18 protein-coding genes are annotated in these 23,895 nt (G+C 65.1%); 4 read left to right on the top strand and 14 right to left on the bottom strand.

The window, feature by feature from the left end; translation table 11 throughout:
• Nucleotides 1–83: 83 nt before the first annotated feature.
• From ABQZ00_RS00280 to ABQZ00_RS00270, 3 genes are read right to left on the bottom strand one after another with little or no spacing between them, the layout of a single operon-like run.
• Nucleotides 84–956, bottom strand: a complete 873-nt coding sequence (locus ABQZ00_RS00280; RefSeq protein WP_323539409.1) for an energy transducer TonB — start codon at nucleotides 954–956, stop codon at nucleotides 84–86.
• A gap of 59 nt (nucleotides 957–1,015) precedes the next feature.
• Complete coding sequence (gene aceK, locus ABQZ00_RS00275) at nucleotides 1,016–2,755, bottom strand: bifunctional isocitrate dehydrogenase kinase/phosphatase (RefSeq protein WP_323539410.1); 1,740 nt, start codon at nucleotides 2,753–2,755, stop codon at nucleotides 1,016–1,018.
• Between the two features lie 13 nt (nucleotides 2,756–2,768).
• Entirely contained in the window at nucleotides 2,769–3,710 is a 942-nt protein-coding gene (locus ABQZ00_RS00270; RefSeq protein WP_323539411.1) for a LysR substrate-binding domain-containing protein, read from the bottom strand.
• A 102-nt stretch (nucleotides 3,711–3,812) separates the two neighbouring features.
• Here ABQZ00_RS00270 and ABQZ00_RS00265 point away from each other — a divergent pair, with 102 nt between their 5' ends.
• The gene (locus ABQZ00_RS00265; RefSeq protein ID WP_323539412.1) at nucleotides 3,813–4,103 is read left to right on the top strand and encodes a hypothetical protein; all 291 of its coding nucleotides are present in this window, start codon (nucleotides 3,813–3,815) and stop codon (nucleotides 4,101–4,103) included.
• A gap of 79 nt (nucleotides 4,104–4,182) precedes the next feature.
• Here the strand turns inward: ABQZ00_RS00265 and ABQZ00_RS00260 are convergent, their stop codons facing one another.
• The 5 genes from ABQZ00_RS00260 to ABQZ00_RS00240 all read right to left on the bottom strand — a co-directional run bounded on the left by ABQZ00_RS00260 (nucleotide 4,183) and on the right by ABQZ00_RS00240 (nucleotide 10,141).
• Nucleotides 4,183–6,414 (bottom strand): NADP-dependent isocitrate dehydrogenase, encoded by a 2,232-nt coding sequence (locus ABQZ00_RS00260; protein WP_323539413.1) that lies wholly within the window; start codon nucleotides 6,412–6,414, stop codon nucleotides 4,183–4,185.
• Nucleotides 6,415–6,787: 373 nt separating this feature from the next.
• Entirely contained in the window at nucleotides 6,788–7,342 is a 555-nt protein-coding gene (locus ABQZ00_RS00255) for a hypothetical protein (RefSeq protein ID WP_323539414.1), read from the bottom strand.
• Nucleotides 7,343–7,449: 107 nt separating this feature from the next.
• Nucleotides 7,450–7,743, bottom strand: coding sequence for a LysM peptidoglycan-binding domain-containing protein (locus ABQZ00_RS00250; protein WP_323539415.1), 294 nt, complete (start codon nucleotides 7,741–7,743; stop codon nucleotides 7,450–7,452).
• A gap of 103 nt (nucleotides 7,744–7,846) precedes the next feature.
• Nucleotides 7,847–8,662, bottom strand: a complete 816-nt coding sequence (gene queF, locus ABQZ00_RS00245; RefSeq protein WP_115514083.1) for an NADPH-dependent 7-cyano-7-deazaguanine reductase QueF — start codon at nucleotides 8,660–8,662, stop codon at nucleotides 7,847–7,849.
• A 162-nt stretch (nucleotides 8,663–8,824) separates the two neighbouring features.
• Entirely contained in the window at nucleotides 8,825–10,141 is a 1,317-nt protein-coding gene (locus ABQZ00_RS00240; protein WP_323539416.1) for a M20 family metallopeptidase, read from the bottom strand.
• Nucleotides 10,142–10,447: 306 nt separating this feature from the next.
• Here ABQZ00_RS00240 and ABQZ00_RS00235 point away from each other — a divergent pair, with 306 nt between their 5' ends.
• The 3 genes from ABQZ00_RS00235 to ABQZ00_RS00225 all read left to right on the top strand — a co-directional run bounded on the left by ABQZ00_RS00235 (nucleotide 10,448) and on the right by ABQZ00_RS00225 (nucleotide 18,302).
• The gene (locus tag ABQZ00_RS00235; protein ID WP_311240238.1) at nucleotides 10,448–11,689 is read left to right on the top strand and encodes an efflux RND transporter periplasmic adaptor subunit; all 1,242 of its coding nucleotides are present in this window, start codon (nucleotides 10,448–10,450) and stop codon (nucleotides 11,687–11,689) included.
• A gap of 93 nt (nucleotides 11,690–11,782) precedes the next feature.
• Nucleotides 11,783–15,031 (top strand): efflux RND transporter permease subunit, encoded by a 3,249-nt coding sequence (locus ABQZ00_RS00230; RefSeq protein ID WP_323539417.1) that lies wholly within the window; start codon nucleotides 11,783–11,785, stop codon nucleotides 15,029–15,031.
• Nucleotides 15,032–15,161: 130 nt separating this feature from the next.
• On the top strand, nucleotides 15,162–18,302 hold the full coding sequence (locus ABQZ00_RS00225) for an efflux RND transporter permease subunit (protein ID WP_323539418.1): 3,141 nt from the start codon (nucleotides 15,162–15,164) through the stop codon (nucleotides 18,300–18,302).
• Nucleotides 18,303–19,081: 779 nt separating this feature from the next.
• Here ABQZ00_RS00225 and hglS read toward each other — a convergent pair.
• The 6 genes from hglS to ABQZ00_RS00195 form a co-directional block, all read right to left on the bottom strand.
• Entirely contained in the window at nucleotides 19,082–20,449 is a 1,368-nt protein-coding gene (gene hglS / locus ABQZ00_RS00220) for a 2-oxoadipate dioxygenase/decarboxylase HglS (RefSeq protein WP_323539419.1), read from the bottom strand.
• 149 nt (nucleotides 20,450–20,598) lie between these two features.
• Nucleotides 20,599–21,216, bottom strand: coding sequence for a hypothetical protein (locus tag ABQZ00_RS00215; RefSeq protein WP_323539420.1), 618 nt, complete (start codon nucleotides 21,214–21,216; stop codon nucleotides 20,599–20,601).
• A 29-nt stretch (nucleotides 21,217–21,245) separates the two neighbouring features.
• Nucleotides 21,246–21,821, bottom strand: a complete 576-nt coding sequence (locus ABQZ00_RS00210) for a hypothetical protein (RefSeq protein WP_115563039.1) — start codon at nucleotides 21,819–21,821, stop codon at nucleotides 21,246–21,248.
• Between the two features lie 256 nt (nucleotides 21,822–22,077).
• A complete protein-coding gene (locus ABQZ00_RS00205) occupies nucleotides 22,078–22,836 on the bottom strand; it encodes an HAD family hydrolase (protein ID WP_323539421.1) in 759 nt (252 codons plus the stop codon).
• 37 nt (nucleotides 22,837–22,873) lie between these two features.
• A complete protein-coding gene (locus ABQZ00_RS00200; protein ID WP_323539442.1) occupies nucleotides 22,874–23,278 on the bottom strand; it encodes an EF-hand domain-containing protein in 405 nt (134 codons plus the stop codon).
• A 238-nt stretch (nucleotides 23,279–23,516) separates the two neighbouring features.
• Nucleotides 23,517–23,873 carry an EF-hand domain-containing protein gene (locus ABQZ00_RS00195; RefSeq protein WP_055850209.1) on the bottom strand — a complete coding sequence of 119 codons (357 nt, stop codon included), beginning with the start codon at nucleotides 23,871–23,873 and terminating at the stop codon, nucleotides 23,517–23,519.
• Between the last annotated feature and the right edge of the window lie 22 nt (nucleotides 23,874–23,895).

Below are 23,895 nucleotides of genomic sequence, written 5' to 3'. Positions count from 1 at the left end.
GTGCAAGCGGCCGTCGGATGGCTGATCTGATGGCGGGCCGACTGCGCGACACCCGCCGCGCCGATTCGGAACCGCCAGTCGTCTCAGCCTTCCTGCAGCGGCGTGATCAGGCGCACGCCTTCGCCGCGGACGGAAAACAATCCCGATCCCGGCAGTGCGTCCGGGCTGTCGGTCGTGGCGGCTGCGTCGTTCTGCATTCGCCACGACGCGGTCTGACGCGGACCCGGCAGATACGACTGCCATTTTTTCTGCTTGGCATCCAGGTCCTTCTCGGACGCTGCGATGTCGAACGTCACCGGCACGCGCATCTCCCAGAACGGCGCATTGCGCTCAGACCCGGCAGTGGCCGGAGTGAAGGTCCAACTGCGCGCCTTGGCGATGGAGGCGTCGGCAAATTCCTTGCGCCAGCGCGCACGCTTGGACTCGGGAACCAGTGCGGTGAGGTTGACCTGTTCGGCAACCACATCCTCCACCTTGCCATCGCGTCCGATCTTGAGCAGCAGGTAGACCACGCCGGTAGCGCCGCCCCTGAAGGCATTGGCCGGATAGGGCGGCGGCGCCATGCCGTTGGGTTGTGCGCTGACGCCCTGCGGGGTCTGGCCGCCGAAATGCGCGCTACGGATCGACACCCGATATTGATTGTCATCGCCAGGCTTGGCGACCAGCAGCAAGCTCATCGGCAGCCGCGCCGGCAAGGCATTGCCATCGTCCTTGACCGGATCGAACCGCCACGCGGCCACCGAGTGCTTGATCCGCTCGCGGACAGCTGCAGGCAAACGCTCCTCGTCGACGAGCGCCACCGCGGTCACGGTGCCGTCGGGGGTCAGCGTCAACTCGCCGGTGACATTCATGCTTGCTTCGATCTGCAGACGCGCAGCCTCCGGCTTGGCGTGCGCCGCGCCCATTGCTGCCAGCGAAAAAAGGATGCCCAGACCTAACCGTTGCTTCCACTGCATTGTCTTACTCCATTGGTTGATCGCACGTTTTACCAGCCTGCCGCTGTAAACGAAACGGTCTAGGCAAGCCGCCGCGACTCCGCATACGGCGGGGTATCCGGATAATCGTCTTCGCGCAGCCGGGCTTGCAGGTTGCGCCACCACTGCGGGTCGAACAGTTCCGGGTGGATATGTTTGACCGCCTCCAGTTGCGAGGCCGGCAAGCCCATGAACAAGGCGAAGCGCTCGGGAAACACATCGCGTGGGCCGACGTGGAACCAGGGTTCGGCGGCGAGTTGTTCTTCGTAGGTGGTGGGCGTGGGCCAGTCGCGAAAGGTGCAGTCGGTGATCAGGCACAGTTCGTCGTAGTCGTAGAACACCGCGCGCTGATGGCGGGTGATGCCGAAGTTCTTTAGCAGCATGTCGCCGGGAAAGATGTTGTTGCGCGCCATGTCCTTGATCGCCTGGCCATAGTCCAGCGCGGCGGCATGCGCGGCTTCGGGGAGTTGTTCGCGCAGGTACAAATTGAGCGGGCGCAGCCGCCGTTGCACGTAGCACAGCGCAATCAATACATCGTCGCCGTCCTCGCTCAGACTCATCGCGCAGCTGGTCTGCAGCTCTTCCAGCAGCGCTGGCGAGAAGCGCGCCTTGGGAAAGCGCAGAAATCGGTACGGCTGCGCGTCGAGCAGGCGGCCGATGCGATCGAGCTGGAAGACCAATTCGTATTTCCCTTCGACCTGCGCGCGGCTCATGGTCTTGGGATAGGCGAAACGGTCGCGAATGAGCTTGAACACCAGCGGATAACTGGGCAGCGTAAACACCACCATGACCATGCCGGGCGTGCCATCGGCATGCACCAGCTGCTCGGACGGCTGCGCCTGAAAATGGCTGAAAAACGTGCGATAGCGCTCGGTCTTGCCTTGCTTGGCGCGGCCCAGCATGGTGTAGAGCTCGTCGACCGGCTTGTGGGTGAGCAGGCTGCGCAGAAACACCACCGCATCGCCAACCGTAGACAGATCGGCCTGAAAATAACTGCGCGAGTTACTGAACAGTTGTGCGACATCGCTACGCTTGGTCAGCACCGCTTCGGCGCGCAAGCCGGCACCGTCGTTGATCAGCGCAATCACGCACGGCGAAAACCGATGCTCGCCGAACACACGCCCGACCAGATACGCGCGACGTTCGCGATAGAACACCGTCTCCAGTAGTTCGACGCTGCGCACCGGGTGCTCGCCCCAATGCGCCAGATCGTCGAGCAGACGCACCGCAATGGCCGCCGCGCAGCGGGTGCGGTGCGCATACGGCACGGCGAATGCGTAATCGCCCAGCACGCGCACCAGCATGTCGGTCAGCCGACCCGGCGACACGGCGTAGGTATGCCGTGCGACCGGCATGGTGATGGCATCGGTGGGCTCGATATCCAGCGCGATGAATTCGATATCGGCATCCACGCCATGGGTGCCGAAGTAACGCCGCGTCAGCGTGTTGTAGAAGGTTTTGTACAACTCCTGATCGATCAACCCGGCCAGCAACGTGGCGTAATGACTGCGCGCGCGCATCCACAACGCGCGGTCGTGCGCCTGCCCCAGCAGCACGGCGCGCAGGCGCAGCATGCATTCGGTGATGTACTGGTCGTAGAGCGCGATACGTGCGACGGCGTCATCGCGCGCAGCGCTCCAGTCGCGTGCTTCGAAGCGTTGCTTGGCACGTGCGGTGATCTCGGAAAACCGCGCGTGGTAGTCCTCGAACGCTTCGTACACGGCGTGCGCGATCGCCAGCGCACGGCGTTCGGATTGCGGCGGTAGCGGGAGCTGGCTCATGGCAGCAGTGTACTCAGCGCTTGCGGCGACGCGGGGCGGGCAGCGCAGCAGGCGGGCCGACCGCTGCCTGCTGCGCGTGCGCGGCATGTTCGCGCGCCTGTGTTTGCAGCCATGCGCGAAACGCAAGAAAACCGGTGTGTGCGGCCGACCGTGGCGGGTACACCAGGTAATGCGACCAGCTGGTCTTGAGCCGTTGCGCAGACAGCGCCACCAGCTGACCGGATGCCAGCAACAGGCGTGCGCGCGTCACCCGCCCCATCGCCACGCCGACGCCATCTAACGCGGCACGGTGATGGGACTCGGAGTCGTCGAGCACGGCGGCATAGCGACGTGGCGGCTCGCCACCGAAGGTTGTAAACCAGCGCGGCCAGTCGCCATCCGGGTCGCCCAGCAGCGGCCATTGCTGCAGCGGCTGCGCATCGATGCCACCCATGCGCGCGATCAGCGCAGGGCTGGCCATCGGCACCAGCCATTCGTCGAATAGCGGTTCGGCGATCACGCCCGGCCATTGCCCGGCGCCGATGCGCATGGCCGCATCCACGTCCGGCTGACGCTCGAAATCTACCAGTCGCTCGCTGGAAAGCAGATTGATCTCGATGGTGGGATGGGCCGCCAGAAAATCACTCAGGCGCGGCACCAGCCATGCCGAGGCCATCGACGGGGTAATGCTCAGGGTGAGCGTGTCTTCGCGGCGCGCGGCGAACGGCTGGAACGCCTCGGCAATCGCATCCAGATGCGGTGCGATGCGGTCGAGCAACTGCTGCCCCTGCGGCGTGGCGCTGACACCGCGCGCGTGCCGCTGCAGCAACCGATAGCCCAGGCGCTGTTCGAGTGCACGCACCTGGTGACTGAGCGCGCTGACGGTGAGATGCATCGACGCGGCAGCACGCGACAGATTGCCAAGACGCACCGCACTGACGAAGCCCTGCAATGCGTGAAGCGGCGGACGCGACATGGCTCACCCTTGAATGGAATTCAACACAGACTTGCAAAAACCTCGCTTTTGCAGGGCCAAGCCTGCGCCTACTGTGGCTTCCACTCAAGTGGGAGCAGGATCATGCGCATCTTTACCGAGTTGCTGTTCCAGCACGGGCACATTGCCGACGTGGCGCTTGCACGGCAATTGGCAGAAGCCAGCACGGCAGTGGAAGCCAAAGCCAAAGCCGAGGTCGAGGCCGGAACCGAAATCGAAATCGAGGCCAAAGCCGAAGCCGAAGCGGCAGAGCAGACCGCGCGGCGCGCGCCGGTGGCGAGCGCGACGGCACCTCAGCAGCACGCCGAGCACCACATGGCGCGGCGTGCACGCCGCTTGGTCCGGGCAATGACCGCGCTGTCGCCCTTTCGCTGAAACGACAAGGCCCGCCTTTCAACGAGGCGGGCCCTGCATATCGCACTGACTGCACGCACCGCCATGCGGTGCGCGGGGATCAGGCCTTCAACGTCGCCAGTACGTCATTGAAGGTCTTGCTCGGGCGCATCGCCTCGCTGACCTTGGCCAGGTCCGGGTGGTAGTAGCCGCCGATGTCCACCGGCTTGCCCTGTGCGCCGTTGAGCTCGGCCACGATGGTGGCTTCGTTATCGGTCAGCGCCTTGGCCAGCGGTGCGAACTTGGCTTGCAATGCGGTGTCTTCGGTCTGCGCGGCCAGGGCCTGCGCCCAATACATCGCCAGATAGAAATGGCTGCCGCGGTTGTCGAGTTCGCCCACCTTGCGGGCCGGCGACTTGTTGTTGTCCAGGAACTGGCCGTTGGCCACGTCCAACGCCTTGGCCAGCACGGTGGCCGACGGGTTGTTGTAACGGTTGCCCAGATGTTCCAGCGACGCGGCCAGCGCCAGGAATTCGCCCAGCGAATCCCAGCGCAAGCAGTTCTCTTCGACGAACTGCTGCACGTGCTTGGGCGCCGAGCCGCCTGCGCCGGTTTCGAACAGGCCGCCACCGGCCATCAGCGGCACGATGGAGAGCATCTTGGCGCTGGTGCCCAGCTCCATGATCGGGAACAGGTCGGTGAGGTAATCGCGCAGCACGTTGCCGGTGACCGAGATGGTGTCCTGGCCCTTGCGGATGCGCTCCAGCGAGAAGGTGGTGGCCTCCACCGGCGGCAGGATGCGGATGTCCAGGCCGTTGGTGTCGTGATCCTTCAGATATGTCTCGACCTTGGCGATGACCTGCGCGTCATGCGCGCGCGCCTTGTCCAGCCAGAACACGGCCGGGGTATCGCTCAGGCGTGCACGCTCGACCGCCAGCTTCACCCAGTCCTGGATCGGTGCGTCCTTGACCTGGCACATGCGCCACAAATCGCCGGCTTCCACCGCATGCTCGAACACCGTCTTGCCATTGGCATCGGTGACCTTGACGGTACCGGCAGCCGACAGCTGGAAGGTCTTGTCGTGTGAGCCGTATTCTTCGGCCTTCTGCGCCATCAGGCCGACGTTCGGCACCGAGCCCATGGTGGACGGGTCGAAAGCGCCATGCGTGCGGCAGTCGTCGATCACCGCTTGATACACGCCGGCATAGCAACGGTCCGGAATCACTGCCTTGGTGTCTTGCAGCTTGCCTTGCGCATTCCACATCTGGCCGGAGTCGCGAATCATCGCCGGCATCGAGGCGTCGACGATCACGTCGCTGGGCACATGCAGGCTGGTGATGCCCTTGTCCGAATTGACCATCGCCAGGCCCGGACGCTGCGCATATTCGGCCTGGATATCGGCCTTGATCTGTGCCTGCTGCGCGTCCGGCAACGCGCCGATGCGTGCGTACAGATCGCCGATGCCATTGTTGGGATCGAAGCCGACCGACTTGAGCGCGTCGGCGTGCTTGCTCAGCGTGTCCTTGTAGAACTCGCCGACCACCACGCCGAACAGCACCGGGTCGGAGACCTTCATCATGGTGGCTTTCAGATGCACCGAGAACAGCACGTCGCGGGCCTTGGCATCGGCGATCTGCGCATCGATGAAGCTGGCCAGCGCGCGCTTGCTCAGCACGGCGGCATCGACGATCTCGCCGGCCTTCACTGCAACCTTGTCCTTGAGCACGCTGCTGCTGCCATCGGCAGCGACGAATTCGATCTTCAGCGTGCCGGCCTCGGCCAGCGTGGTGGACTGTTCGCTGCCGAAGAAATCGCCGTCGTCCATGTGCGCCACGTGCGACTTGGAATCGCTGCTCCACTTGCCCATGCGGTGCGGATGCTTGCGTGCGTAGTTCTTGACCGACAGCGGTGCACGGCGATCGGAATTGCCTTCGCGCAGCACCGGATTCACTGCACTGCCCTTGACCTTGTCGTAGCGCGCCTTGATGTCTTTTTCTGCGGCGTCCTTGGGCTCGTCCGGATACGCCGGCAACGCATAGCCCTGGGCCTGCAGTTCCTTGATCGCGGCCTTGAGCTGCGGCACCGAAGCGCTGATGTTGGGCAGCTTGATGATGTTGGCTTCCGGCGTGGTGGCCAGTTCGCCCAGTTCTGCGAGGTCGTCGGCGATCTTTTGCGCGTCGGTCAGGCTCTCGGGGAACAACGACAAAATGCGACCGGCGAGCGAGATATCGCGCGTTTCGACCACGATCCCGGCGGTATCAGTGTAGGCATCGATGATCGGCAGCAGCGACTGCGTGGCCAGGAAGGGAGCTTCGTCGGTGAGCGTGTAGAGGATCTTCGGTGTCTTCGACATGAGGTGCGATGGCTCTTGTGGTCGGGAGGAGCGCCGATGCCCGGCGACGTTGACGTTGGCGTGCACGACGGGGGTCGCTAGCGGCACGCCGATCGGCCAGCGCGGCGGACGCGGCATTGGATCAGCACGGCATTGTCGCGTCTGAGCCGCGCCCGGGTAAAGCGACCACAGGCGGACGCTTCATCCCGCCACACGGCCAATCGACATGGATGCAGCTGTAACGAATCCATTGCCGATTGAATGCATAGCAAAAAGGCGCAATCTTGCGATCGCGCCTTGTGCTGCGGTTTGATGCAGGCGGACGTTGCCGGCTGCAGACATGACGGCGCTCACGTAGAGAGCCGTCGCCACAGGTGGCTGCCAATTACGGCACTTATCTGACCGTAATGGTCTGCGCGCTACCTGCCGGTTTACCGTCGACCATGACCTGCGCGGTGTACGTGCCGGCGGGCCAGCCATCGGGTTTGCTGAAGCTGAGATTGGTGGTTTCTGCACCCGCGGTGGTCAGCGTGGCGTTCTGCTCGCCGGCCACTTGGCCGTCTTGGTAGGTGAGTTTGGCCGAGACCGCTACGTTGCTCGCGCTGCCATCGGTCTTGACCGACACGATGATGGTGTCCTTGGCGCCGACGGTGGCGGACGGTGTCACTGTCTTGTCAGCGGCGGCCTTGGTCCCGACTACGACGCTGGAGACGCTCACCGCAGAACCCATCGCGGCTGCGGTGTCGGTGCTGGCGGCGCCGGTCGCGGTGCTCTGCCCGGCTTGGTCGCTGGCCGGCGGCGTGGCAGCCGGACCTGGCATCGCCTCAGTGGCAGCGCCGGAGGTGGGATCCTTCGAAACGCTGGCGTCTTCGTCTTTCTTGCAACCGGATAATGCGAGCACGCTGGCAAGCGCAATCACGAGCGTGCTTGAAACGGATTTGGTACGCATGGATCAATCTCCGATGATCGAAAAGATCGTTGTTTCTGGAATGTTTTTGCAAGACGCACACGCCACGCGCCACGCGCCTTGCAATGCAGTAGCGATCGCGTAGGCAGCTACGCTTTGTGCGGCAAACGCAGGATCTGGCCCGGGAAAATCTTGTCCGGATCCTTGAGCGTTTCGCGGTTGGCTTCGAAAATGCGCGGCCACAATGCGCCATCACCCAAGTGACGTTTGGCGATGCTGGACAGACTGTCGCCTGCCTGCACAGTGACTGATTCCTCGACCAGCTCTGCCGTGCTTTGCACGCTGGTGCGCACGCTGGAAAAATCCGGCGCAGGCGTCACGTCGGCGGTGCTATCGACCGACGACGTCACATTGGAGAAATCTGCTTTTTTATCGGCACTCATTGCTGCGTTCCTTCGTGCATCACGAGGATTGCAGGGTGCGCGGAGCGCTGTTAAGCGTGGATCGCGCCGCCGTGAAGCTGGCGCGATCCTCGAACGCGACCGATTACTGGCGCAAATCGCGAAAGATCGACAGCGGCGTAGGCACGCTGGGCGAGCTCCGTAGCGGGTTGATATCCAGCCCGCCACGCCGGGTGTAACGCGCCTCGACCACCAGCCACTCAGGGGCGCAACGGGTCAGTACGTCATTGAAAATACGCTCCACGCATTGCTCATGAAACTCGGCGTGGTCGCGGAAACTCACCAGATAGCGCAGCAGGCCTTCGCGGTCGATCGGCGCGCCCCGATAGCGCAGCGTGACGCTGGCCCAATCCGGTTGGCCGGTCACCGGGCAATTGGATTTGAGCAATGCCGAGGTCAGCACTTCTTCCACGGCCGCCGCTGTCTGCGCACGCAGATACGCCGCATTGGGCGGGCCATAATCGTCGATGCTGACATCCAGGGTATCGATCGACTCGCCTTCGCCCACCGCATCGATCGGCGGCAAACCGAATTCCACCGATACATCGGCGCCGGCACGCGTGGACAGGTCGGTGACGATGCGCGTGCGCACCGCTTCGGCACTGTTGAAGCGCGTGGCGTTGAGCGAGTTGAGATACAGCTTGAGCGATTTGGATTCGATCAACGACGGCGAATCGAAGGGCACATGCAAGGTAGCCGTGGCCACGCACGGCTTGCCCTGTGCATCCAGCCAGCTCAGCTCGTAGGCGTGCCAGCGGTCGCGGCCGATGAACGGCAACGCGCCGGTCAGGCCGATCGCCTCGCGACCGGCAGCGCGCGGAATGGGAAACAGCAGCGACGGATCGTAGCCGCTGGGGTAAGCGACCTCACGACCGAGGGTGGAATCTTCTGGGGTATTCATCCCGCCATTTTAGGCCGAGCCGACTGGCCCTGAGCTATATGGCGAACGCTGGAGCACCGAGCTGGCGACAGCATCAGCGGGTCTTCAAGCAGCCCGCCGACCCACTTGATTGGCAACGATCAGCGGGAATCGTGCAACTACACACGATTCCCGATTCCCGATTCAGCCTGTCTCAGCTTGATGCAGATAATCCAGCGACACCTGCAACAGCGCGCGCAGGCCCACGTCCAGCGAGGACTCGTCCAGCAGGAACTGCGGCGAATGGTTGCTGGGCGCGGTGGCCGGGTCGATCCCCTTGGCGGTGGAGCCGACGAAGAAGAACATCGACGGCACCTGCTGGGCGTAGAACGAGAAGTCTTCGGCGCCCATCTGCAGCGGCGGCTCGTACACGTTGTCGGCGCCCACCACGGCCTGCAGGCTGGGCAGCATCCTGGCGGTCAGGGCCGGGTCGTTGACCGTGGCCGGGTTGCCGTCCTGGTCGGGCACCTTGGCATCCACCTTGGCGCCGTGTGCGGCGGCGGTGTGTTCGGCCACGTTTTTGAGGTCGGCAAAGATCTGCTGGCGCATGCCTTCGTCGAAGGTGCGGATGGTGCCGACCATTTCCACATCGTCGGGGATGATGTTGTAGCGAATGCCGCCCTTGATCGCGCCAAAGCTCAACACCGCCGGCTGCTTGGACAGGTTGGCGCGGCGGCTGATCACCGTTTGCGCGGTGGAAATCATGTCGGCGCTGGCCACGATCGGGTCGATGCCGTTCCACGGCGCCGAACCGTGGGTCTGGCGGCCGATCATCTTGATCGCAAATCGGTCAGAGGCAGCCATCAGCGGACCGCTGCGCACGGCGATCTTGCCGGCCTGCACGCTGGAGAACACATGCAGGCCGAACACCGCCTGCGGCTTGAAGTCGGCAAACAGGCCTTCCTTGAGCATCAGCGAGGCGCCGCCTTCTTCGTTGCCGGGCGCGCCTTCTTCGGAGGGCTGGAAGATCAGCATCACTTCGCCGGGCAGCTGCTCGCGCATGCCCACCAACGCTTCGGCCACGCCGAGCAGGATGGCGGTGTGGGCGTCGTGGCCGCAGGCGTGCATCACCCCGACCTGCTCGCCACGGTACTCGGCGGTGGCCTTGGAGGCGAAGGCCAGCCCGGTCTGCTCTTTGACCGGCAGCGCGTCCATGTCCGCGCGCAGCGCGATCCTGGGGCCGGGCTTGCCGCCCTTGATGATCGCCACCACGCCGTGATGGGCAATGCCGGTGCGCGGCTTGAGGCCGAGCTTGCGCAGCTGCGCGGCCACGGTGGCGGCGGTGCGCTCCTCGCGGTTGGACAGCTCCGGGTGCTGGTGGAAGTCGCGGCGCCACTGCACCACCTTGGGCTGCAACGTGCTGGCGACGGTCTGGACCTCGGGCCGTGGCGCGGCCTGTGCGGCGGCAAGCGTAGGCAGGGCCAGCAGCAGCGCGCTGGTCAGCAGGCGGGAATGGCGCATCGAGAATCCTCCAATGAATGGCCTTCACTGTAGTGCACCGCACCGCCAGAGCGCAGCGTGGCCGGTGGCGAAGGCCTGGTTGGCCGGCGCCACCGGCTCCCGGGCCATGGTGGGGGCCGATTCAGCCCGGCGGTCAACCGCAGCGCCTCTGACGCGTTGCCGCTGCACGCATCCGTGAACCATGCAGGCGTTTCGTTCGATGAGCCGTTACTTCAGTAACGCTCAATTGCCCGGACGCAACGATATGCTTCGCAATGCCGCCCCACGGTCGCCCCAAGCGCCCGGCCCGCCCTCAGGAGTTGTCGCATGTCGCGTTTTTGGAAGATCACACTGCTGGTCGTAGCGGTGCTCGTCGTGGTGTTTGTCGCAATGCGGATGATGGGCGGGGGCAATCGCGGCAAGCAGGCGGACGCGCCGGATGGCAATGGCACTGAAAACAGCGGCCCGGTGCCGGTGACGGTGGTGCCCGCCACGACCCAGGACGTGCCGGTCTATGCCAGCGCGCTGGGCACCGTGACCGCGCTCAACACGGTCACGGTCAGCCCGCAGGTCGGCGGCCAGCTGATGAGCCTGAATTTCAAGGAAGGCCAGGAAGTGAAGAAGGGCGAGCTGCTGGCCCAGATCGATCCGCGCACCTTGCAGGCCAGCTACGACCAGGCGCTGGCGGCCAAGCGGCAGAATCAGTCGTTGCTGGCGACGGCGCGGGTGAACTACCAGCGCTCCAACGACCCGGCCTACAAGCAATACGTCTCGCGCACCGACCTGGACACCCAACGCAACCAGGTGGCGCAGTACGAGGCGGCGGTGTCGGCCAACGATGCGCAGATGCGCTCGGCGCAGGTGCAATTGCAGTTCACCCGCGTCACCGCGCCGATCGACGGTATTGCCGGCATCCGTGGCGTGGACGTTGGCAATATCGTCAGCGCCAGCTCCACCATCGTCACGCTGACCCAGATCCGCCCGATCTACGTGTCCTTCAACCTGCCCGAGCGCGAGCTGCAGGCGGTGCGCAGCGGCCAGGCGGCCACCCCGCTGGATGTAGCGGCGCTGGACCGCGGCGATGCCCACGTCATCAGCGGCGACGGCAAGCTGGATGTCATCGATAACCGCATCGCCGCCGACAGCGGCACCTTCGGCGCGCGCGCGATCTTCGACAACACCGACAACGCGTTGTGGCCGGGGCAGTTCGTCAACGTGCGGCTGCAACTGCGCACCATCTCCGGCGGCACCGTGGTGCCGACCCAGGCCGTGCAGCGTGGCCCTGAAGGCGATTACGTCTACGTGGTGGGCAACGACAACACAGCGCAGATGCGCACCGTGGTGCAGGGCGTGGAAGTGGACGACAGCCATGTGCAGGTCACCAAGGGCCTCAAGCCCGGCGAGCGCGTGGTCACCGAAGGCCAGTTCCGGCTCAAGCCGGGCAGCAAGGTCAGCGCGCTCAAGCCGGGCGAAACCCCGCCCGAGCCCACCGAAGCCGAACTCAAGGCGGCGCAGGACAAGCAGAAGGGCGGCGGCAGCGGCGGCCGACGTGGCGGCGGCCCGCGCTAATGCCTGACCACTGGCGACGGGACACCCCGCCGCCAGTGCGCGTCGGCGCCCTGCGCGCCGGCACCGATTGACGTCTTCAGCAAGGACTCCCCCGTGGGCTTTTCGACCATCTTCATCCGCCGCCCCATCGCCACCTCGTTGTTGATGGCGGGCGTCCTGCTGCTGGGCATCCTGGGCTACCGGCAATTGCCGGTGTCGGCATTGCCGGAAATCGACGCGCCCAGCCTGGTCGTGACCACCCAGTACCCCGGCGCCAACGCGACCACCATGGCCTCGCTGGTGACCACGCCGCTGGAACGCCAGTTCGGGCAGATCTCCGGGCTGCAGATGATGACCTCCGACTCGTCGGCGGGCCTGTCCACGATCATTCTGCAGTTCTCGATGGACCGCGACATCGACATCGCCTCGCAGGACGTGCAGGCGGCGATCCGCCAGGCCACCCTGCCCTCGTCATTGCCGTATCAACCGGTCTACAACCGGGTCAATCCGGCCGATGCGGCCATCCTCACCCTCAAGCTCACCTCCGATTCGCTTCCGCTGCGCGAGGTCAACCGCTACGCCGATGCGATCCTGGCCCAGCGCCTGTCGCAGGTGCCGGGCGTGGGCCTGGTGTCGATCGCCGGCAACGTGCGCCCGGCCGTGCGCATCCAGGTCAACCCGGCGCAGCTGTCGAACATGGGCCTGACCATGGAGTCGCTGCGCAGCGCGCTGACCCAGACCAATGTCAGTGCGCCCAAGGGTTCGCTCAACGGCAAGACCCAGTCCTACAGCATCGGCACCAACGACCAGCTCACCGATGCGGCGCAGTACCGCGAGACCATAATCAGCTTCGCCAACGGCCGCCCGGTGCGGCTGGCCGATGTGGCCAACGTGGTGGACGGGGTAGAAAACGACCAGCTCGCCGCCTGGGCCGATGGCAAGCCGGCGGTGCTGCTGGAAATCCGCCGCCAGCCCGGCGCCAACATCGTGCAGACGGTGGAGCAGATCCGCAGCATCCTGCCGCAGCTGCAATCGGTGTTGCCGGCCGACGTGCATCTGGAGGTGTTCTCCGACCGCACCGAAACCATCCGCGCCTCGGTGCACGAGGTGAAGTTCACCCTGGTGCTGACCATCGCGCTGGTGGTGGCGGTGATCTTCGTGTTCCTGCGCCGGCTGTGGGCCACCATCATTCCCTCGGTGGCAGTGCCGCTGTCGCTGGCCGGCACCTTCGGGGTGATGGCGTTCGCCGGCATGTCGCTGGACAACCTGTCGCTGATGGCGCTGGTGGTGGCGACCGGGTTCGTGGTCGACGATGCGATCGTGATGATCGAAAACATCGTGCGCTACATCGAACAGGGCAAGACGGGCCCGGAAGCGGCCGAGATCGGCGCCAAGCAGATCGGCTTCACCGTGTTGTCGCTGACCGTGTCGCTGGTGGCGGTGTTCCTGCCGCTGCTACTGATGCCGGGCGTCACCGGGCGGCTGTTCCATGAGTTTGCGTGGGTGCTGTCGATTGCGGTGGTGATCTCGATGCTGGTGTCGCTGACGCTGACGCCGATGATGTGTGCCTACCTGCTCAAGCCCGACGCCCTGCCCGAAGGCGAGGACGCGCACGAACGCGCAGCAGCGGCCGGCAAGAGCAATCTGTGGACACGCACGGTGGGCGCGTACGAGCGCAGCCTGGATTGGGTGCTTGCGCATCAGCCGCTGACCCTGGCGGTGGCGATCGGCGCGGTGGCGTTGACGGTGGTGCTGTACGTGGCGATCCCCAAAGGCCTGCTGCCCGAGCAGGACACCGGCCTGATCACCGGCGTGGTGCAGGCCGACCAGAACGTAGCCTTCCCGCAAATGGAGCAGCGCACCCAGGCGGTGGCCGCCGCGCTGCAGAAAGACCCGGCGGTGACCGGCGTGGCCGCCTTCATCGGCGCCGGCACCATGAACCCGACGCTCAACCAGGGCCAGTTGTCGATCGTGCTGAAGACGCGCGGCGACCGCGACGGCCTGGACGAGGTGCTGCCGCGCCTGCAAAAGGCAGTGTCCGGCATTCCGGGCGTGGCGCTGTTCCTCAAGCCGGTGCAGGACGTCACCCTGGACACCCGCGTGGCCGCCACCGAATACCAGTATTCGATCTCGGACGTGGACAGCACCGAGCTGGCCACCTGGGCCGGGCGCATGACCGAGGCGATGCGCAAGCTGCCCGAGCTGGCCGATGTGGACAACAACCTGGCCAATCAGGGCCGTGCGCTGGAGCTGACCATCGACCGCGACAAGGCCAGCATGCTCGGCGTGCCGATGCAGACCATCGACGACACGCTGTACGACGCCTTCGGCCAGCGCCAGATCTCCACCATCTTCACCGAGCTCAATCAGTATCGCGTGGTGCTTGAAGTGGCGCCGGAATTCCGCAGCAGCACCGCATTGATGAATCAGCTGGCGGTGGCCAGCAACGGCAGCGGCGCACTGACCGGCACCAATGCCACCAGCTTCGGCCAGGTGACCTCGTCCAACTCGTCCACCGCCACCGGCGTGGGCAACCAGAACACCGGCATCGTGGTCGGCGCCGGCAGCATCATTCCGCTGGCCTCGCTGGCGCAAGCCAAGGTCACCAACACGCCGTTGGTGGTGAGCCACCAGCAACAGCTGCCGGCGGTGACCATCTCGTTCAATCTGGCGCCGGGGCACTCGTTGTCGCAGGCGGTGGCAGCGATCGAAAAGGCACGCGAAGACCTCAAGATCCCGACCCAGGTGCATGCGCAGTTCGTCGGCAAGGCGGCCGAATTCACCGGCAGTCAGACCGATATCGTGTGGTTGCTGCTGGCCTCGATCGTGGTGATCTACATCGTGCTGGGCGTGCTGTACGAAAGTTACATCCACCCGCTGACGATCATCTCCACGCTGCCGCCGGCCGGTGTCGGCGCGTTGCTGGCGTTGATGATGTGCGGGCTGAGCCTGTCGGTGGACGGCATCGTCGGCATCGTGCTGCTGATCGGCATCGTCAAGAAGAACGCGATCATGATGATCGACTTCGCCATCGACGCCCGCCGCGAAGGCGCCAACGCGCACGAGGCGATCCGCCGCGCCTGCCTGCTGCGTTTCCGCCCGATCATGATGACCACCGCCGCCGCCATGCTGGGCGCGTTGCCGCTGGCACTGGGCACCGGCATCGGCTCGGAACTGCGTCGCCCGCTCGGCATCGCCATCGTCGGCGGCTTACTGCTGTCGCAGCTGGTGACGCTGTACACCACACCGGTGATCTATCTGTACATGGAACGCGCCGGTGAGCGCTTGCGGGCATGGCGCGCGCAGCGTGCCGCACGCCGCGATGGCGCAAACCCCGCACCCACCTCGGAGCGCCCTGCATGAGGACTGGTGCAGCGATTGCTGATCGGATTGCCGGCCTGCGGCCTCGCCTGCCCACGCGCGCACCCGGGCGTTGCGTTGGCCTTGCTTGCCGATTCCCGACTCCCGATTCCCGATTCCCGGCGCCACAGGCATGAACATCTCCGCGCCCTTCATCAAGCGCCCGATCGGCACCTCGTTGCTGGCGATCGGTTTGTTCGTGATCGGATTGATGTGCTATCTACGGCTGGGCGTGGCGGCATTGCCGAACATCCAGATCCCGGTGATCTTCGTGCACGCCACGCAGTCCGGCGCCGATGCCAGCACCATGGCCTCCACCGTCACCGCGCCGCTGGAACGCCACCTGGGCCAGCTGCCCGGCATCGACCGCATGCGCTCGTCCAGTTCGGAGAGCAGCAGCCTGGTGGTGCTGGTATTCCAGAGCAATCGCAACATCGATTCGGCCGCGCAGGACATCCAGACCGCGATCAATGCATCGCAATCGGACCTACCTTCCGGGCTCGGCACGCCGATTTACTCCAAGGCCAATCCGAACGACGACCCGGTCATCGCCATCGCCTTGACCTCGGACACCCAGTCGGCCGATGAGCTCTACAACGTGGCCGATTCGCTGCTGGCGCAGCGCTTGCGCCAGATCACCGGCATCAGCTCGGTGGATATCGCCGGTGCGTCCACGCCGGCAGTGCGCGTGGACGTGGACCTGCGTGCGCTCAACGCACTCGGGCTGACCCCGGACGACCTACGCAACGCGGTGCGCGCCGCCAACGTCACCTCGCCGACCGGATTCCTGTCCGACGGCAACACCACCATGGCCATCATCGCCAACGATTCGGTGGCCAAGGCCGCCGATTTCGCGCAGTTGGCGATCTCCACCCAATCCAACGGGCGCATCGTGCGGCTGGGCGATGTGGCCACCGTCTACGACGGCCAGCAGGATGCGTATCAAGCCGCCTGGTTCAACGGCAAACCGGCGGTGGTGATGTATGCCTTCACCCGCGCCGGCGCCAACATCGTCGAGACCGTGGACCAGGTCAAAACGCAGATTCCCGAGTTGCGCGCCTACCTGCAGCCCGGCACCACGCTCACGCCCTACTTCGACCGCACGCCCACCATCCGCGCCTCGCTGCACGAGGTGCAGGCCACGCTGATGATCAGCCTGGCGATGGTGGTGCTGACCATGGCGCTGTTCCTGCGCCGGCTCGCGCCCACGCTCATTGCCGCAGTCACCGTGCCGTTGTCGCTGGCCGGCTCGGCGCTGGTGATGTACGTGCTGGGCTTCACCTTGAACAACTTGAGCCTGCTGGCGCTGGTGATCGCCATTGGCTTTGTGGTCGACGACGCGATCGTGGTGATCGAAAACGTCATGCGGCATCTGGACGAAGGCATGCCACGTCTGGAGGCCGCCCTGACCGGTGCGCGCGAGATCGGCTTCACCATCGTGTCGATCACTGCCTCGCTGGTGGCGGTGTTCATTCCGATGCTGTTTGCCAGCGGCATGGTCGGCGCGTTTTTCCGCGAATTCACCGTGACCCTGGTGGCGGCGATCGTAGTGTCGATGCTGGTATCGCTGACCTTGACCCCGGCGCTGTGCAGCCGCTTCTTGTCGGCGCATACCGAGCCCGAAAAACCCGGCCGTTTCGGCGCCTGGCTGGACCGCATGCACGAGCGCATGCTCGCCATTTACACCGTGGCGCTGGACTTTTCGTTGCGCCACGCACTGCTGCTGTCGCTGACGCCGTTGCTGTTGATCGCCGCCACCATTTTTCTGGGCAGCGCAGTCAAGAAAGGCTCGTTTCCCGCGCAGGACACCGGCCTGATCTGGGGCCGCGCCAATTCCAGCGCCACGGTGTCGTTCGCCGACATGGTCAGCCGCCAGCGCCGCATCACCGACATGCTGATGGCCGACCCGGCGGTAAAAACCGTGGGCGCGCGGCTGGGCTCCGGCCGCCAGGGGTCGAGCGCCTCGTTCAATATCGAGCTGAAAAAACGCAATGAGGGCCGCCGCGACACCACCGCACAGGTGGTCGCACGCCTGAGCGCCAAAGCCGACCGCTACCCGGATCTGGACCTGCGCCTGCGCGCCATCCAGGACCTGCCCAGCGACGGCGGCGGCGGCACCAGCCAGGGCGCGCAATACCGCGTGTCGCTACAGGGCAACGATCTTGCACAGCTGCAGCAATGGCTGCCCAAGCTGCAGGCGGCGTTGAAGAAAAACACACGCCTGCGCGATGTCGGCACCGATGTGGATACCGCCGGGCTGCGCCAGAACATCGTGATCGACCGCGCCAAGGCCGCGCGCCTGGGGATCACGGTCGGTGCGATCGACGGCGCGTTGTATGGCGCCTTCGGCCAGCGCTCGATTTCCACCATCTACTCCGATCTCAACCAGTACAGCGTGGTGGTCAACGCACTGCCCTCGCAGACCGCCACGCCCAAGGCGCTGGATCAGATCTTCGTGCCCAACCGTGCCGGGCAGATGGTGCCGATTACCGCGGTGGCCACCCAGACCCCAGGGCTGGCGCCGCCGCAGATCATCCACGAAAACCAGTACACCACGATGGATCTGAGCTACAACCTCGCCCCGGGCGTGAGCACCGGCGAGGCGGATCTGATCATCAAGTCCACGGTGGACGGATTGCGCATGCCAGACGGCATCCGCCTCAGCGGCGACAACAGCTTCAATGTGCAGCTCAGCCCCAATTCGATGGGGGTGTTGTTGCTGGCTGCCGTGCTCACCGTCTACATCGTGCTGGGCATGCTCTACGAGAGCCTGATCCACCCGGTGACCATCCTGTCCACGCTGCCGGCCGCCGGTGTCGGCGCGCTGCTGGCGTTGTTTCTCACCAACACCGAGCTGTCGGTGATCTCGATGATTGCGTTGGTGCTGCTGATCGGCATCGTCAAGAAGAACGCGATCATGATGATCGACTTCGCCTTGGTGGCGCAGCGCGTGCATGGCATGGATGCGCGCGCGGCCGCACGCGAGGCGTCGATCGTGCGCTTCCGCCCGATCATGATGACCACGATGGTGGCGATCCTGGCGGCAGTGCCGCTGGCGGTGGGCCTGGGCGAAGGCTCGGAACTGCGCCGCCCGCTCGGTATCGCGATGATTGGCGGCCTGGTGTTTTCGCAGAGCCTGACCTTGCTCAGCACCCCGGCGCTGTATGTGATCTTCTCGTGCCTGAGCGAGCGCTGGAAAGCGCGCCGCGCGCGTGCGCGCGCACGCCGTGCCGAACGCGCGGCGGCACGTCGCCCGGCGGCGGCGGCGCACTGAGCGGCAACTGGCAAAAGACTGCACCCGCCAGACGTGTGCGGTCTTTTCTTGGTTCACAGATCGCGCTGATTTTTTTCTAAGCTCATCGCCAGGCAGATGTCACAGGCTTTTTGGTTTCCATCAGCACACGACCACGTTGGTAGGTGCGATGCCCTCGCCGCTTGCGGGACCGTGTGGCGGCATGGATGCCGCCACCGAGCCTCCAGGGACGGATTCACGGCGTGTCCCGCCAGCGGTGAGGGCAGCGCGCCCTCGACGCACTCGGCTTCGGAACATCCAAGCAACGCTGAAGCTCAAGATCCCGGTCGCCTTGAGAGGTAATCGAACGGTGTTGAGATGCCGTCGGGTGCAGAGCAGATAATCTTCGGCTGCGTTGCAGCGCCCTTGCCCGCCCACCATCGCGGGACACGCTGCGAGTACGTCCTTGTCAGCTCTTACGCGGTATCCATGCCGCGCAAGGTTCCGCGACGGTGGGCGGGCAAGGACCAGTAGAGATGGTCGGTGTGCGTGGTTACAAGCAGGGGATGGAGCGCGGTAGTTCGATTGGGTGCGCTCTGATCAGCTTAGGTCTATCCGATCGATGTCACTTCCCTCCAACACCAACTCATTCGTCAAAGCAGGGGCGTGTGGCCAACACGCTGCCGCTATCGAGACAGCGTTGAGAACTTTATCAGTCGCCCTTCGTCGTGCATGCAGTTGGGCGATATCGCATGCAGCAACTGAAACTGCGGGATACCGCTACCTCACACACCCACCTGATACCGTCGATTGGTGCTGCCTTACACCACCAACGCCAGCAACGATGCGCGTTCCAGCTGCGCATACAGCGCGAACTCGTCATGCACCTGCGCGCCCAACGCCTGCTCGAAACTGCGCTTGCTCGAATGCGCGGCGTACGCGCGTTGCTCGGCACCGCCAAGATTGGACTGGAAGATGCCGGCCGCGCTGACCGGCAAAAAATCTTCATAGATGATCGGATCGGCACTGACCAGGCCGAGCGCGATGGCGGTTTCCCCGGGCATTGCAGCTACCTGGGCCGGATCGGCGCGGCCGGCATCGGTCAGCGCGTAGCGGAAATAGCCCAGCCCTTCCTGACGCAGCAGCGCTTCGTCGTCGGGAAAGGCCACGAACGCGGTTTGCAGGCGTGTGGCGTAATCGACACCGGTGCTGCCGGCACCCTCGGCATCGCGCGCCTGCGCCAATAGCGCGTCGTACAGCGCGCGGCCCTTGGGCGTCAGCGCAAGCCCGCGCTGTTCGATCTCGCCAAAGCGCGCGGTGTGCGTGCCGTGCTCGGGCTGCCCGCCGTCGCCGACAAAGCCCACCGGCTCTTCCAGCGCCTTGAAACTGGTCTGGCGCAGCAGGATCGGCACGCGCCGACGCGGCGGCCCTTCGATCACCGCCTTCGCATCGATACCGGCCCGCTGCATCTGAGCCTGCGCCGCATCGATATCCAAGGTCCGCGGCGTCAGATGATTGATATGTGGGCCGTGGAAACTCACCACATCGGCAATCAACTTGTGCGCATCGCTCAGCGCGCGGTAGGTGGGCAACGACACCGTGGCATCGCCATGCCAGCGGAAGGTTTCCAGCGCTTCGGCCACGAAGCGCTGCGCCTGCTCGGCATCCAGCCCGCCGACACGCTCGCGCTGTTCGATCAACTCCACGACACCGCTGGTGAAGATCTGCCGCTGCTCCAGGATCTGCGCGGCCTGCGCGCGTAACGCGGCGTCCTCAATCAGTTCCAGCCGCAGCAGCGAGGTGAACACGCGGAACGGATTGGCCGACAGCGCTGCCTCGTCGATCGGGCGGAACGCGGTGGAATGCACCGGCACGCCTGCCACGGAGAGGTCGTAATAGCCCACCGGGTGCATGCCCATCACCGCGAACAGGCGACCCAAGGTGGCCAGTTCGGCCGCCGTGCCGACCCGGATGGCGCCGTGCCGCTCCAGATCCAACCGTGCGCGCTCATCGTTGCGCTGCAGCCGCGCCGCCAATGCCGGGTCGGCGTCCAATACCTGCGCGTTGACCTGCGCCACCAGCGTCATCAGGTCGCCGTACAACGGCACCTCGGTGCGATACATGTCCGACATCGCCTGCGCGAACAGGCTGCGAATGTGATCGGGAGAGACAAACACGGTATCGCGCATGGCGTGGTCTTGGCAGAGGCCGGCCGATGCCAGCGTTAGCGCATTCTCGCCGACCACGCCCTGCGGCGACCAGCTGCACGGCAGCATCGCATCCGCGCGTTGGCGCGTAGACAGCCGGGGGCGCCTGGGCCGGCGACACGTCTTGCGCGTTACAACCCCGCCTGCGCTGCGGCGTCGGCCGCTTCGCTGGACTCGCGCGCAGCCTCCAGCCGCTGTGCATGATCGCCGAGCTGGCGACGCAGCAGCGCGTCCAGGGTGATCGGCCGTTCCCAGCGGTCGTAACTGGCGACGATGGCATGCCGCAGCGCGCGGACATGCGCGCTATCCGGCTCCACCGACAGCCGTGTGATCACGCCTGCCCACCCGTCATGATGATCGCGTGTGTAGGCGCGCACGCTGTCGCGGCACGACAGTTGCACCGTGTGCGCCCACGCGCAGGCGAAATAGATGTCGCCGGCATGCCAGCCGTGCACCTGCAACAGTGCCTGCACGTAGCCGCGCGGGGTCTGGGTGTAGCGCGCCACCTCATCGATAAAACTGTCGGGGTAGCGCTGCGCATAGCTACCCATGTCGGCCAGATGCTGGTCCACCCACGCATCGCCGGTACCGGGCATCACCGCCGGCGCGACCTCCTGCGCCTGGCTACCGGCATCAGGCGCAGGCACGCCCTGCGCGAGCGCCGGCACCGGAACCAGCAGGGCCGCCAGCAATGGCAGCGATCGCAACCGAGGTGAGCGTAAGACAGGCATGCCCCGATGATGCCGCATGCTCGCGCCGGTGTCAGGCCATACGCGTGTCAGCGCAGATCGTAGAAGCCGATGGTGCGCACTTCGCGGCAGCCGCTCAGATCGCAAGAGCCCACGTAGCCGGGACCGATGTAACGCTGGCGCGCATCGCGGTTGTGCGGGCTGCTGTACGGGTCCGGCCCATACAGGCCGTTGCCGTAGTAGATCTGCCCATACGGACGGTTGCGCGATGCACCAAACCGTAGTTCGCGGCCATAGCCGTAACCGCCATAGCCACCGCCGTAGCGGACGTCGGAATATCGATCGGCCGAAAACGCAGAACTGCGGTCGCTTGCAGTCGGGCGGGACTGCAATTTCGCGATGCTCTCACCGTGCGCATCCACATAGCCTTGTTCACTGTCGAAGCGGACGGTGCGGAAATACACGATCTCCCCACCCACCTTGCGCGTGCGAAGACGCACATAGTCGCCCGCATCTTCGTAGTATGGCTGCCCGTCGCGAAAGATCACCTCGCTGGGGTTGATGATTTCTTCTTCGAGCTCGGCAGCCGCAAGCGGCGTGGTGCCGGCGAGCAGCCCCAGCGCAACGGCCAGCACTGCACGATGGGTGACGGACAACATGTTCATGGGCAATCCCTCCAAAGTCGGCCATGCACGCCTGCTGGCCGGAACGTCCTGTTGACGGGCACTGCAATGTGCCCGCATGTCGATTCGTAGCATATGCAAACCGGCGACGCAGTAACGACCGCCCTGGCCACTGCAGCTGACGTGGAAGATCCAGCCATTGCCACGGCAGTGCGACCGTTTAAGGCGAGTCGGCACGGAGTACGCCCCCCAAGCGGTCGCGACCGTTCCTTCTAACCGCAGACGCGTGCCGCGGCGCTTAGCTTAGCGCGTGCCGCCTAGCCAGTGCATCCAGCGCATGCACGGCGGCCGGCCAGCCTGCGGCATCGGGCACTTCGCGCATACGCGGCTCGTCGGCAGCGACGCTGTGCTCTTGCTCATGCGCCCAGGTCACCGCGTAGGGGGTGTAGATGCCCCAGCCGCCGATCGCCAGCACCGGCTCCACATCGGAGCGCAATGAGTTGCCGATCATCACGAAACGCTGCGCCGGCAGGTCGAATTCGCCGAGCACGCGCGCGTAGGTCTGGGGGTCCTTTTCGGACACCACTTCGACTCGCGGAAACAAATCAGTCAGGCCGGACTGCGCGATCTTCTGCTCCTGATGGAACAGGTCACCCTTGGTGATCAACACCACCGCATAGTCGGCGGCGATGGCGCTGACCGCCTCGCGCACCCCGGCGATCACATCTACCGGGTGCTGCAGCGTGGCGCGTCCGATCTCGACGATGCGCTGAATGTCGCGTGCGTCGATGCGGGCGTTGGTCAGTTCGATGGAGGTTTCGATCATCGACAGCGTCATGCCCTTGGCGCCGTAACCGAACACCTTCAGGTTGCGCCGCTCCACCGCCAGCAGGTGCTGCTGCATGCGACTGTCGCCCAGGTCGAGATAGCCGGCCAGGATCGCTTCGAAATCCGCTTCGGCGCTGCGGTAATAGTCCTCGCTTTTCCAGAGGGTATCGTCGCCATCGAAGCCGACCAGTTGAATCGCCTGGCCGTCGCGCTGTGCAAAAGAAGTCATCGCGTAAGTCTAGCAGCGCACCGCAGCGCTGCTGCGGTCAGTCGCCCGCGGCATCGCCCGGTCCGGGTTGATAGCTGGCAAATTCATCGCGCGACAGGCGTCCGTCCCCGTTACTGTCGAAGTCGCCGAACTTCTCGCGCAGGATCGGGTCGGCAGCGGCCTCTGTCGGCGTCAGCGAGCCGTCGGCATCACGATCCAGGCTGCGGAAGCTGCGCGGCGCCAGCGTCCCGGCAGGCGACGCCACGGAGGACTCGGCACCGCTCCGGGCGCGGGGCGGACCAGAGGGATCGGTGGGTAACAGCGGAGTCGTTGCAGGAGGCGGCGGCTCGATCGGCAACGGCGACATGGCCGGAGCATTGCTGCCAGGCGGCGCAAGCGGTTGCTGCGCGGTGGCCGGCGGCAACTCCGGCGGCGCGGCGAACGCGAGCAGCGGACTGCACAGGCCGGCCAGTAAGGTAACGCGCAGCTGCAACATGGGAAGAAGGCCAGAGTTGGACCGTGTCACCGTAACGGGGATGACGTAAAGAAAACGGGAGCGACCCTGGCAGGTCGCTCCCGTGTGTCCATCCTGATCGATGGCGCGCCTGCTCTACGGCAAGCGGCTCATTCGCTGTTTCTCATCTAGACGCAACTCCTCTTCGATCGATAGAAATCCAAGGGATGTCTCGCGACGGTGCCAATCAATTCCCCTGCGAACCGGCTGCGCCACCACCCTGCTGCTTGGCGACGAATGCCTTGTACTCATCCGGGGTCAGCTTGCCGTCGGTATTGCCATCGGCTTGATCGAAGATCTGTGCGAGCCCTGCGTTGACCTGCGCTTCCTGCTTGCTAATCGCGCCGTCGCTGTCGGTATCCACGCTGGCCCAGGTTTGCCCACCACCGCCGGAATTCGAACTACCGGTCGGAGCTCCGGTTGCCGAACTTCCCGACTGCGCTGCGGCATCCTGAGAGGTGCTTTGCGCCATGGCCGGCAGCGCCAGAGCGGCAGCAAGAGCGGCAGTGGCGGCGAGCAGCGAGATGCGGTTGCGATTCTTCATTTGGGTGGTCTCCTTGGCTTGG

It is taken from the genome of Xanthomonas sp. WHRI 10204, assembly GCF_040202875.1.
Classification (GTDB): Bacteria; Pseudomonadota; Gammaproteobacteria; order Xanthomonadales; family Xanthomonadaceae; genus Xanthomonas.
The sequence above is the reverse complement of the archived record's forward strand: the minus strand, read 5'-3'. Positions and strand labels throughout refer to the sequence as shown.